General features: G+C 41.0%; 15 protein-coding genes and 2 pseudogenes. 14 read left to right on the forward strand and 3 right to left on the reverse strand.

Annotated elements, in window-relative coordinates; translation table 11 throughout:
• Positions 1-206 precede the first annotated feature (206 nt).
• Positions 207-662, forward strand: a complete 456-nt coding sequence (locus tag P8X24_RS08360; protein ID WP_372915279.1) for a hypothetical protein — start codon at positions 207-209, stop codon at positions 660-662.
• A gap of 1,181 nt (positions 663-1,843) precedes the next feature.
• Here the strand turns inward: P8X24_RS08360 and P8X24_RS08365 are convergent.
• Entirely contained in the window at positions 1,844-2,194 is a 351-nt protein-coding gene (locus P8X24_RS08365) for a hypothetical protein (protein ID WP_372915281.1), read from the reverse strand.
• A gap of 655 nt (positions 2,195-2,849) precedes the next feature.
• On the opposite strand from P8X24_RS08365, the gene P8X24_RS08370 reads away from it, so the two are divergent.
• The 4 genes from P8X24_RS08370 to P8X24_RS08385 all read left to right on the forward strand — a co-directional run bounded on the left by P8X24_RS08370 (position 2,850) and on the right by P8X24_RS08385 (position 4,708).
• Positions 2,850-3,065: a hypothetical protein gene (locus tag P8X24_RS08370; RefSeq protein ID WP_372915283.1), complete on the forward strand. Its 216-nt coding sequence runs from the start codon at positions 2,850-2,852 to the stop codon at positions 3,063-3,065.
• A gap of 129 nt (positions 3,066-3,194) precedes the next feature.
• Positions 3,195-3,728 carry a hypothetical protein gene (locus P8X24_RS08375; RefSeq protein WP_372915285.1) on the forward strand — a complete coding sequence of 178 codons (534 nt, stop codon included), beginning with the start codon at positions 3,195-3,197 and terminating at the stop codon, positions 3,726-3,728.
• A gap of 222 nt (positions 3,729-3,950) precedes the next feature.
• Positions 3,951-4,142 carry a hypothetical protein gene (locus tag P8X24_RS08380; RefSeq protein WP_372915287.1) on the forward strand — a complete coding sequence of 64 codons (192 nt, stop codon included), beginning with the start codon at positions 3,951-3,953 and terminating at the stop codon, positions 4,140-4,142.
• A gap of 233 nt (positions 4,143-4,375) precedes the next feature.
• The gene (locus tag P8X24_RS08385) at positions 4,376-4,708 is read left to right on the forward strand and encodes a hypothetical protein (RefSeq protein ID WP_372915289.1); all 333 of its coding nucleotides are present in this window, start codon (positions 4,376-4,378) and stop codon (positions 4,706-4,708) included.
• A gap of 222 nt (positions 4,709-4,930) precedes the next feature.
• Here P8X24_RS08385 and P8X24_RS08390 read toward each other — a convergent pair whose 3' ends face one another.
• Together P8X24_RS08390 and P8X24_RS08395 are read right to left on the reverse strand one after the other, a co-directional pair.
• Positions 4,931-5,236, reverse strand: a complete 306-nt coding sequence (locus tag P8X24_RS08390) for a hypothetical protein (protein WP_372915291.1) — start codon at positions 5,234-5,236, stop codon at positions 4,931-4,933.
• 145 nt (positions 5,237-5,381) lie between these two features.
• Positions 5,382-5,504 carry a hypothetical protein gene (locus P8X24_RS08395; RefSeq protein WP_372915293.1) on the reverse strand — a complete coding sequence of 41 codons (123 nt, stop codon included), beginning with the start codon at positions 5,502-5,504 and terminating at the stop codon, positions 5,382-5,384.
• Positions 5,505-5,591: 87 nt separating this feature from the next.
• Between P8X24_RS08395 and P8X24_RS08400 the strand changes: the two genes are divergently transcribed.
• The 9 genes and pseudogenes from P8X24_RS08400 (at position 5,592) to P8X24_RS08440 (ending at position 11,492) form a co-directional block, all read left to right on the forward strand.
• Positions 5,592-5,741, forward strand: a complete 150-nt coding sequence (locus tag P8X24_RS08400) for a hypothetical protein (protein WP_372915295.1) — start codon at positions 5,592-5,594, stop codon at positions 5,739-5,741.
• Positions 5,742-5,809: 68 nt separating this feature from the next.
• Positions 5,810-6,286: an IS1/IS1595 family N-terminal zinc-binding domain-containing protein gene (locus P8X24_RS08405; RefSeq protein WP_372915297.1), complete on the forward strand. Its 477-nt coding sequence runs from the start codon at positions 5,810-5,812 to the stop codon at positions 6,284-6,286.
• Positions 6,287-6,716: 430 nt separating this feature from the next.
• Positions 6,717-7,525 (forward strand): annotated as a pseudogene (locus tag P8X24_RS08410) (IS982 family transposase).
• A 64-nt stretch (positions 7,526-7,589) separates the two neighbouring features.
• Positions 7,590-8,320 (forward strand): annotated as a pseudogene (locus P8X24_RS08415) (isopentenyl phosphate kinase).
• Positions 8,321-8,500: 180 nt separating this feature from the next.
• Positions 8,501-9,325 carry a hypothetical protein gene (locus P8X24_RS08420; RefSeq protein WP_372915299.1) on the forward strand — a complete coding sequence of 275 codons (825 nt, stop codon included), beginning with the start codon at positions 8,501-8,503 and terminating at the stop codon, positions 9,323-9,325.
• Between the two features lie 11 nt (positions 9,326-9,336).
• Positions 9,337-10,020, forward strand: a complete 684-nt coding sequence (locus P8X24_RS08425) for a hypothetical protein (RefSeq protein ID WP_372915301.1) — start codon at positions 9,337-9,339, stop codon at positions 10,018-10,020.
• Positions 10,013-10,423: a hypothetical protein gene (locus tag P8X24_RS08430; RefSeq protein WP_372915303.1), complete on the forward strand. Its 411-nt coding sequence runs from the start codon at positions 10,013-10,015 to the stop codon at positions 10,421-10,423. Before P8X24_RS08425 ends, P8X24_RS08430 begins: the two co-directional genes overlap by 8 nt.
• Before the next feature lie 327 nt (positions 10,424-10,750).
• The gene (locus P8X24_RS08435) at positions 10,751-11,116 is read left to right on the forward strand and encodes a glycosyltransferase family 2 protein (RefSeq protein WP_372915305.1); all 366 of its coding nucleotides are present in this window, start codon (positions 10,751-10,753) and stop codon (positions 11,114-11,116) included.
• A 34-nt stretch (positions 11,117-11,150) separates the two neighbouring features.
• Positions 11,151-11,492, forward strand: a complete 342-nt coding sequence (locus P8X24_RS08440; protein ID WP_372915307.1) for a hypothetical protein — start codon at positions 11,151-11,153, stop codon at positions 11,490-11,492.
• Positions 11,493-11,642 lie beyond the last annotated feature (150 nt).

Here is an 11,642-nt window from a genome sequence, read left to right on the forward strand (position 1 = left end):
GTTCACACGCTGAAATAATTATTTAACCATTTAAATAATCAAATAATTATTGCATATTTAATCAAATACTTGAATGATTATTTAACACTCAAACGCTCAACGAAATTGTTGAGCGTTAATTTCGCCACTTCTGCACGATTTTACGCTCAACATTTTTGTTGAGCGTAGGAACGACGGTTTAGGAGAGAAAATAAAGGGCGGGCTCAATGAAGAAGCGGGCACTCCTAATAATAATCCTCATGATTACAACAACACTCGCAACGGCAGAAGACAGACAGGAGCTCCCAGCGAGAATATATCCAGCACCAGTTGGCTACACAGTCCAGTTCGATACGGGGGAGGAAATCGGTCAAATCTACGGTATAAGGACAAAAACAGGCGACTACTTGGAACACAAGGCCCCGCCAAACACGAAGACGCTCTGGCTTCCAAAAATCACAATCCTCGACGCAATAATCACGAAAACGGCAACAATCACCCTAAGACCGCTCCACCAGCCAGAACCACAAGCCCTCACCCTAAGGCTTGACAAGAAAACAGTCCTACTCCTCACAACGGCCTACGGACAAAATCAACATAACAGGCTACTTCACACTCAAAAACTACCAGCCCAAAGACCTCACCACACTCCAGAACTTTGCAGAGAAAAATCAAAACAATAATCCCACTCACGGAAGAAGACCCAACACCACTAATCGAAAACATAGTCGAGAAAACCCTCGGCCTACACATGGAATACGACAAGACCTACACCAAAGCAATCAAACAAGAAGAAGCAATCAAATGAGACCACTCGCCACAACAGGAAACACTGCACAATATGGACACTACACCACAAATGAAACCAGCACCACCATACCAGAATAATTGAACCAAATGGCACCATCACCAACAGAAGGCGACCAACCAACAGAAACAGAACAGGTTATGAACCATCATCCGCACCCACCACCCTTGCGAGACAACACCAAACCCAAAACCCAAATGGTTTGGTTTTTGTTTTGGTTTGGTTTTGGTTGCCCCCCGCACTTGGTTAAATAAATATTTATTGTGCTGTTTAAATAATTGAATAATTGAATGGTTAAATGATTAAATAATCAAATAATGCAATGATTAAATAATGAAATAATTGAATAATTGAATGATTAAATGATGCAATAATTATTTAAGGCCTGTTGTTGGAGCTGGCTCTTGGTGTTATGCTGTTTTGTGGGCTGTTGTCTGGTGGTTGCCGTGAAGGTTTATAATCGAGCTTGAGGAGGTTGATAGAATTGAGGACTTCGCGGAATTATTGAAGAGGGGCAGGGGTTGGAGAAACTCTCTCCCGGAGGGTAGCTGAGTTCGTTGGGAAGAGAGTCGCAAATGGAGCTATGGACTTGGAGAAAAGAGTATAAGCCCCACCTTAGGCTTTTAAAAGTAAAAAGGACTTTTCTTCCGAAAGGGTGAGTATATTTTGTTTTCTTTTCTGAGCTTATTCAGTTATCTTCCCCACCCTGAAGGGCGAGGCTTTCAAAAGAAAAAGGTAAGAGTTTGGTTGTGCCCTATCCGAGTCAATCTCCAAGACCATGGGGAGTGTCATGGGAACATGTAGGGGTCCTTGGGTACTACCCCACGCGCTATACTAGAAAACGTTCTGGCCTAGAATGGTTATAATAGCCTATGATTTGTCAGTTTCGTGAAGTATACGGACTATCTTGGCTATTCGGCTTAATTCGGGCCTTTTTAGCTTAGGTAACCAACATAACTGAGTGTACAACAAGGGGCATTTTAGTGGGGTCTATGGAGTGTGTCCTAATGATTACTAAATATTCGGTTCCGAATTATTTCCGAATGCATAGCATATTTACTCTTCTGTCAATATATAATAGACTTTGCGCCCTTTTCTAATCTTCTTTATCCTTCGTTCTGTTATTAGCCTGTTGATTATCTGATAGTGCTTATCTGCCGAAATGCCAAGCATACGTATTAGTTCGGTGGGTGAATTATGCCCCTGTGAAATAAGCTTAACTAACCTCTCTTCTAGCTCAAAATCATCCACTTGGACTTTTTGAACCTCTGTCGATAGCTCTAAAGTCTCGAATTTTAGTTTTATCTCCTTAACCTTCTGCTCTAATGAATCAACGATCTTTCGTTCAGTTTCAAGCACCTGTGAGAGTAAATCTAGAGCCTGCTTATCGGCCTTGTCATTGAGCATTTTTGGAGCTCTTTCATGCTTTCTCTAAGCTCTTGTATCTCTTTTTCAATTTTCTCAAGCCGAATTAGGGCTGTCTTTAATTCATAAAACTCTCTCGGGTCAAAACCAAGGATTCACTTCCTAAACCCCACGAATCCCACCGAATAGTAGTTAGCGCACTTGCTATATATAATAATATTGACTTGGGAATTTGAGTGACTTCTTCCCCGCTCTAAAGGCTGTTCTCTAGTTGGTGTCTTTTGTTGGTTTTGTAGCTTTTGTAGCCGTAATTTGTGAGGTTTTAGTGTAATCCCTCTAGGTGGGCTGTTTCCGTTTGGCCTTAGGGCCTATGGTTGGTGCCCCCAATGTGGATGGGAGTACAAAGACAACAACACCAGTTGTACTACAACCGGCAATATGGCTTGTAGTCAACAAAAATTAGTATTTAAGTTTTATAAAAATTATTCCTCTGAAAGGTCACAGAAGTTAGGAGAAAATGGGTGATTAATAGGATTTTAATGAGGCAAAATAATTAAGGCAAAAACAAACAATAAGATAGGGAAGGGAAATGACAACATTTCTCGATTATAGGAATACAAAGGGAAATGGAAAATAAACATATAAAGAGAGTACGGCTTGCCATTCATTATTCACATTTACGGGGTATTAAAGAAGAATGTGTAGATACTTTGTTGGCATAGGGGGAAAGGTTATCGGGTTCTCTTCCGGTAAAGAGGAAGTTATTAAAGAATGTAAAGACGTTAACGAGATGTATAAATTCTTTGAAAAATGGGCGAAAAAAGAGAGGGGAAAGTACTTTGCCGTTACGTCGTCAGTCTGTAAAAGGGGGCTAGCTAAGGCTAGTAACAACACAAATAATACGAATACTTGAACCCACAGGGGAATACTTTAAAGGGTCTTAGATTAACCAAAAAAGGGACATAAAGTGTGTCAGTCTTTGGTGATTGATTTTAACTTTCTCTCTGAAGTGAAATGCCCTTATTGAGCGTTGGTGGTTAGGATGGATAAAGGGAAAGTTGCAAAAGAGGAAAGGGAGAAAGTGTATGTCGCCCTCGTTAAGATTATTGTAAGGGGCCCCTGGCTAAATGTGAAGAGAAGATGGTACTTGCGTTTTAGCTCATTAGAAGAGGCTGCTTTAGTACTCTGCACTCTCTCGCTCAAACAGCCAGTAATAATCTATCGGAGGAGGCACAAAGTCATTACAGCTCCAACCCGCAAGTATAAAGTCACGTACTTCTATGCCCGCCCCCAACTTGACCCGACACATCTCAAGATAAAGGGCGAAATCGTAGAGTGGATTTCATATAGGGAGGTTAGAGCCGAGGTAAATAATCTAGTTGAAGAACTCTTTAATGTCGAGGTGAAGAATCCCGAAGTGCTGGACGAAGCAATGCCTAAAAAGGCGGTAATGTACGACATAATTAAAATTTGTTGTAGGGACAAGTATGAGCGATTTGGAGAAATTTGGGTGTTGAGGAGATTTTACAAGGAGACGCTAGAAAAATACAAAGGTATAAGCACTAATAAAAAGTGAAGTGTTTTTAAGGGAATAGTACAATCTGATCTGGCCTGCTATTCTTCAAGCACAATATGGGGATTCTATTAAGGATCTCCTCCTTGAAGTGATCAGGCTACTAAAGGAAGGGTTTGACATTCGACTCCTACTTTATTACCATTATATGGAGTATTTTTAGCGACCCCTTATATAATTTAATGAAATATTTCATAATTTGTAGGGTTGAGGAGGTGGTTGGGTATGGATATTGAAGAGTTTATGAAGCATTTGAAGGTTGGTGAATATGTGAGGTTTGATGTTAGTGGAAGGGTTTATGAGGGGGTTGTAACAGAGATTGGCAGGAATGGTTTCGTGATTGATGATGGTGAAGATGAGATTTTCTTTTCGAAGTTCTTCTCGAAGAGGCTCGGTTTAGAGTATGAATTTGTTTGACGTTTTATTTATTTTTGGAGGGAGGTGGGTTGGTGTTAAGAAGAAGTATGTGGATTTTTCCTTTTGTCAGCGACTGACGAAACAATAACGGGCTTACTGGAAAAGACAATGTGGCCTTTGTCGTAATATCTAGTAGGGTCGATATACTAAAACGCTTAAAGTACTAAGGTTTAAGGTTATCTCGGAATCGTGTATTTCAGGGAGTACAATACCAGAGGGCAACAAATTATTTGGTGGCATTGATCAAAAAAACAGGTCGTGACCTACGATGGGGCTTAAGAGTCCTTAAAGAGGCAGGGTTCAGAGCTTCAAAACAAGTTACAGAAGAGGACATTAGAGAAGCTATGGAAATTGTAGACCGTGACATGCTGACCCTACTCGAGAAGAGCGAGACAACACCAATGAATGGTGCAGTCTACCAGCTATATAAAGAAGCATGTTACAAGTTAGGCCTACCTCCAAAAACAATGAGGCACATAGTGCACTATGTAACCCCAAAATTAGAAATACAAGGTCCCGTCACTTCTCGGGAAAAGGCCTCGGGAGAGGGAGAGGAAAGACCCTAGTCTTTAACTTAGAAGAAGATCCTTCCCGCATTCTCAAATTAGTAGAAGAGATCATGGAGAAAACCATGAGCTACCGTTCTCCCGTCCTGTATCGTTGTGATACGGGGCGGGTCATCACGGCGATGCTCAAGCCTCACGGCAGCAACTCCACCCCCGTTGCCGGTCACAGCACTACCGTTGACGGAAACCCGAGCCCACCAAACACAATGACACACAATGGGGCTAATAAAGGTTCCTGCCCCTTCTTCTCGGGTTGACCTCCCCCAATACTTCTCTGAGCCTTTCCGCGCGACGCTCAAGCTCAAGCTTGGCATAAGCCTTGTGGAATTCCATTATCCTCCCCATAAGCTCTTTCTCCCTCAACTCTGGATAATCCTCCAAGTAAAGCTCCAGCGCCTCCAAGAGGTTAGCGTAAGCCTCATCCGCCGTCCTCACCTGTGACGCAACGCCTGTGACTGGCTCCTGGGCAACAAACCACTCACCCTTCTCACCCTTCTCCCTCCACATGATTACTATTGGGGCTTCCATACTCCCACCCCCTTAATCTCAGCTTCCCAAGGTATTAAGTTTTTGGCTTAAAAACCTAGGCACTGCTCTTTCAATTCTCTTAGAGAATTTTTTCTTCCGAAAGCCTCAAGGCTGGGAGGAGGTCAGCCTCCAGGGCAGGAGGGCCTCAGTAGATTGTGACCTTTTTAACTCCTTTGAGCCTTGAGAGTTCATTCACGAGGTCGCCAGGAATTGGCTTCCTAGTAATGATCGTGATCCTCCCCCCAGGGTCAAGCCCGAGATTGTCCACGACAACTTGAATGACGTTAATGCCCCTTTCCTCAAACTTCTCCGCAACCCTCGCAAGAACCCCCAGGGAGATCCTGAGGAGAAGGCTATGGAAAAGGCTGTGAGTTATGCTAGTGGTATGCTTGCTTCTTCTGGGCTGTTGGGTGATTCACAAAAGAAGCATTCTTTCATGATCGCATTAGAGGTCATGGTGAAATTGTCTGAGGGGATGGTAGATTTGTTGAGGGAGCTTTCTTGATTTTTCTCCTACGCTCATCTAGATATTGTGACTGAAGGGTTTTAAGTTTTCTTCCCTAAGCACTTATCATGACCGGGGTAATTACAAACGATGTTATCGCTCGAAAATTATTCCTGCCAGACCCAGAAGAATGTTACAGAATAATCAGACAAACACGCTGGCCGAAAGGAGTAACCTGCCCATACTGCGGCAGTAAAGAAGTCCAGAAAAACGGACACACACCAAAAGGAGCCCAAAAATACCACTGCAAAAACTGCGGGAAATACTTCAACGACTTAACCGGCACAATATTCGACCACCACAAACTCCCAATCAACGAAGCCTTTTACATAATCTGGTCAATGCCACACAAAAGCACCAAACTCATCGCTGAAGAACTCAACAGGGACTACCAAGCAGTCCTAAATTTTGTCCACAAAGTGCAGAAAACAGCCGGAAAATCCAAAATCAGGCTGGAAGACGTTATCGAAATTGACGAAGTTTACCCGCACGCTGGCAGTAAAGGCTTTAAAAACTCTCGGAAGGAGAGGCAGTTAGAACGTTAGGGGGACTGCAAAGTCCGGAAAACCGCCGGCGGTGACTCTCGTAGTCCGAAAAACAGGACGCGTCCTCTTTCTTGTCTTTGAGAATCTGAGGGAGTTTCCTCAGAAGTTTAAGCAGCGGGTTGGGAATTTGATTGTGGGGGACTGAAGGTTTTTACTGACGTTATGATTCCCTGAAGGAGGAATTGGGGAGTATTTATCATTTCTCACGAGCGGGTTAATCATTCTGGGAAGGAGTTTGCACGTGGTGAGGTTCACGTTAATACTTGTGAAAACAGGCACAGTTTTCTGAGGGCTTATCTGAGGAAGTATCGTGGTGTCAGTTTCAGATGGTTGCAGGATTATTTGGACTTTCTGGCGTTGGTATTGAATAACAGGTGGGGGTGGTTCTCAGAACTAATATCAGCCAGAATATCTAGATGAGCGATCTGAAATTTACCCAATAATTAGAAAACACTATCCAAAAAAACACCCACAGGGAAGTAATCAGCCTTTACGACCTGATAACATTCGCAATACTGGCACACTTACACTTCGGAGGAATTTACAAGCACGCTTACCGGGTTTTAATTGAAGAAATTAAACTGTTCCCAAAAATCAGGAACAACGCTTAAACAGGCACGAGAAACTCCTGCTCCTGGCGCAGGAAGAATTGTTCAGAAAACACGCTAAAGAGTACGTCAGGATAATAGACTCAAAACCAGTTGAGACAAAAGAACTTGCAAGAAAAAACAGGAAGAAGAAGGGCTCTTCAGAAATCATAACTGGAAAACCCGCGGTTGGTTTTATCCTTCTAAAAAAAGTTCTATTACGGGTACAAGCTGACGTGTTATTCTGATGGGAATCTCTTGGCCTTACTGTCTGTTGATCCGGCGAATAAGCATGATGTTACGGTGGTTCGGGAGAATTTCGGGTGGATTGTTGAGAAGTTCACTGGTTGTTTTCTGTTTTTGGATAAGGGTTACGTGAGTGGAGAACTTGAGGAGGAGTTCCGGCAGTTTGGGGTTGTTTATGTTCCAGTAAAGAGGGAGAATCAGATTAGTAGCCTGGAGGAGAAGAAGTTTTACAAGTACTTGTCTGATTTCCGCAGGAGGATTGAGACTCTGTTTTCTAAGCTGGATGCTTTCCCTGTTAAATCCTAATCGGAGTGTTAGTCTGAGGGGCTTGGCTGTTAAGATTTTGGGAGCAATTCTGGCCATGAATCTGGATAGATTATACAACTTCACAGGTGGTGGGAACTAGGGTATAAACAATATTCAAAAACTGCTATAAACCTTAAATTCACATTGTTTCTTTGGTGTTTACAATGATACTCATCAAGCTTGGTGGAAGTGTAATAAGCGACAAAGAGAAAGAATACTCATTCCACAAGCACATAGTGGAGCAGATAGCTGAGAAAATTGCTCAGTTTTATCCAAAGGAGGACTTCATATTGGTTCACAAGGGCTTGTTGGAGGTGTTGATAGAAAAAGGATTGGTTTTTCAAAAACGCATCAGGCAATGCTCAAGCTCAATGACTTGATAATTCAAACTTTCTTAGAGAAAGGCTTGCCCGCTTATTCCGTCTCTTCATCGTCAATCTTTCTAATTGAAAACAAAGAGATAATCTATGGAGAGATTGAGATACTGAGGAAGCTCCTCGAGCTTAAGTTTATCCCCATTCTGTTTGGGGACACAGCAATAGCCCTTGACAAGGGCATAGATATTCTTTCAGGAGATCAAATAGTAAGCTATCTCGCAAAGATGCTTAAGCCAAACAAAGTCATCTTTTTGATGGATGTTGATGGGATTTATGACAGGAATCCGAAGGAGAAGGATGCAAAACTAATTGAAGAGCTCAATGCTGAAGAAATTAGACATTTGCTGGAAAGTTCAGAATCAGCTGGAATTGATGTAACTGGAGGAATTGGAAACAAGTTGAGAGAGGCTTTAAAGATAGCGAAGCACAGTGAAGTTTATTTCATAAATGGGAAGGTTAGGGAGAATCTCAGTAAGGCTATCAAAGGTCAAAGAGTTGGCACAAGGCTTAAGTTTTAATGTTCTTTTTTGTTCAGTCTTTTACTTGGGTTTCTTTTAGCTAATGGGGTTCTGGAAGATTCGGTTGGAAAGTAATAACTCACGAAAAAAAAAGCGTAACAGATTACAACTCGTAAAAGGAAAAATTTATAAGTCTTGAAGTCAAAAGTATCATTGCAATATTGGGTAGGAGGTGCAAGCATGAAGAGATTGCTTGCACTACTTGTTGGGCTGTTCTTGCTGGTAGCTACGGCGAATAACTTTATCTCTGCTGAAAGTCCTAAAGAAAGATTAGACAAGCAAACATTAGTTATTCTCGATAGCCAGGCAACTCTAATAGTCAAAGACTTTGAAGAAAGACTGTGTAAAATGTCTGATGAGGAAATGCTTAAGGAGGGTCTGACAAAAGAAGAAATCAAAAAAGTAAAGATTTTCTGCAGTCTACCGAAAGAAAGGAAGAAAGAAATAATTCTCAACAAGTTAATAACAGCAGAGGTAGAAAGAAAGAGAATTTGTTCCCTAAGCAAATTCATAACAAGCCAGGTTAGTCCAATGTCTTCAAGTGATACATATTCCTGTAATTATCAGCTTCCTCGCAGAGTAATCCATGCTACAGGTATACCAACGCACTCAAAGCTTGGGGCAATACCCTGCTCATGGAACAAGCCGGGAAGCTCATCTTCATGCAAGGTAGAGAAAGGTGTTGCATGCCTCTGGGGTTGTACAAATGTTGATCCAAAACTTGGATGGTCAAGCAATTATAAATACTTCCCAAATCTTGAAAGCTTTAAACAAGAAGTGACGAGCAAAGGATATCACAAAACTGCCCGTTATGCAGCATATGGAGCATACGGACGAGATTTCACCAGAGGTATTGGGTATGGATATAGATACGAAGCCAGATATAGCCCCTCTACACATATGGGATACGTCGAAGGTCCAGAGCCAAATCCAGAGGCCAACTGGTATGGATATATTCATAACTTTTGGCCAACATTAGTTTATATTTGGCATGAAAGATGTTAAGGTGGGAGAAAATGAGACTTAAATTTGTTTTTGTATTTTTCTTTTTGACCTTGGGGTTATTATTTTTCATCCTTCATGTTCCTTTTTGGAATCAAAGTGGAGAGAGATTTCTTACCGAATCTGTAAAATTTGAAGCTGTGAATCTTCACTCTATTAAGAACAAGGATAATATAACCCTCATTTATAGAATGGTTGAGTACTCAGGTAGCAAATTGGTAGACAATTCAACTCGCCTGTTTAGGATTTACAAAAATGGGACTACAATTATTATCAAAGAATACGTCCAAACTGAGTGGTGGGAACCGAGCTATTCATATTTTAGAGGTGAGGGAGGCAAAGCTGAAATTATGAATTCGCATATAAAGCTACTCCAACCAGATGGGTCGGAATACATGGAAGGAGAACAGGCAGAGGCCGAGCTCCTTAGAATTGGGTACCCCTATGTCCCTCTGTTCTCGAAGCTTCCTTTAAAGGAGGATTACTCGTATACTTCAAAGTATTTTACCTTAACAGTTGTTGATATTAAGGAAATATATAGAAGAAAGTGTCTATTGGTACGGGCTAAAACAAATGATGCTATTTTATTGCTTGCAATTGATTCAGAGACAAGAATGTTGCTCTGGTTAAAAGGAGAATGTACCTCAAATGACTGTAAAGGATGGAGTTGGGAACAATGGTTGGAAGTGATTGGATGAAAAAACCATCGTCCTTCTTGTCGCCATGTTACTTGCTGGAGGAATTTTCATATGTACTCATGAGACCTCAAATAGTTCTGACGAGAAATACTTGAATTTGATTCCAGTTGAAGTTTTTGAAAACCTCACAAATCCTCTTACAAATGGCACGCTATTTTATTACAACGGGACTGGATACGTGAAGGGAATTATCCGTGAAGTTCCCTTTTATATGGAGCAGGAATATTATGTTGTAATAGAGAACGATACTGGGTATACGGTGTACTGGCTCTATTATATTACCAGACGTGGAAAGAGAAACGTTCACAATGATTTGCAGATCGTGTTCTATGATAGATATGGTAACCTGGGGTACTATATATACCCTTCGAATACCTGTAAGGGGGCCAGAGGATACAGCTAAACTTAGAGGTTTTGAAGCAGAGGGAGAGCTTGAGAGGACTGGAATAAGGCATTTCATTTCATGGGCAAACGCCATTCGGCAGGGTAGAATTTATCACGGATACAACTTCAATGCCACGCTGGAAAAAGTGATGCATTATAGGGATAGATACATTCTCAAAGTCCACGAATATTTCAGTGAAAAACATAGAGTATATAGTAATTCTCGACGCGGAGGTCTCTCTAACAAAAGACTACTTCGATAAGCTATCAAAGTATATAAATAAGGGAGATCGCAAAATTATCTATCAAACAAAAAGTTGTTGCATTTCCCTTCAAATCCAAAAGCTTGTCCGAAGACCTCATAGGGAGAATATACTTTATATCTCAGGCTTACATACAGTGGCTGATAGATTCTGGAAGAAAGAATTTAGGGAAAAGTGTTCTTCTAAAGGGGGCAGGGATGATATTTCCAAAGAATAGCTTAGAAGACATTATAGATATTCTTGAAAAAGGGAACGACGGATATTTGGGACAATTCACAAATTTAGTAGAAGATACTAAACTATCCCTAGAACTTAGGGAAAGAGACTACAATATTAAATTCATAGATGGTACATATACAATAGAGGACTCACCAGGAAGTTTAAAAGTTGCGTTTAAGAGATTCAAAAGATGGTTTAAAGGTAATTTTTGCGATACTCTGGAAGTATAAAAAGCAATTAATCAAGAACTTTTTTCATTATTTCGTGGTTAAGATAGCTTCCGCAACTGCACCATTAGCATATATAGGATTCGCCTCTACTGTTTTATCTAGCAATGATATCCCTCACGCGGTAGCTCTAGTAAACTATATTGCTTCCATTTATTACCTAACGATTCCCCCATTCGTCGCTACATTAGATGAACTAAAAATCCCTGAGATTAAAAATCACTTAAATCTCAAGGAACCTATCTCTTATGTAAAAGAGTATCTAAAAAATGTAGGATCCACTGCAATAGGCTATTTCTTAGCACCATTAGTTACAATTGCCGGATATTGGGATATAATAAAAGGAAACTCCAAGTGGTATAAAACAGAAAGAGATTAACCCTAGTTCCCATCAAGATTAAAAATCGGTTTAGATGCTTATAATCTTTGAGACAGGGCAAAAGAAGATTACCCTGGGTTATTATTACAGGAGAAAGAGGGTTCAGGAAAAGTGGGATAGGCTTTACGGTTCGAGGAACAGGGTGAAGAA

This window comes from Pyrococcus kukulkanii, from assembly GCF_041647995.1.
Classification (GTDB): Archaea; Methanobacteriota_B; Thermococci; order Thermococcales; family Thermococcaceae; genus Pyrococcus.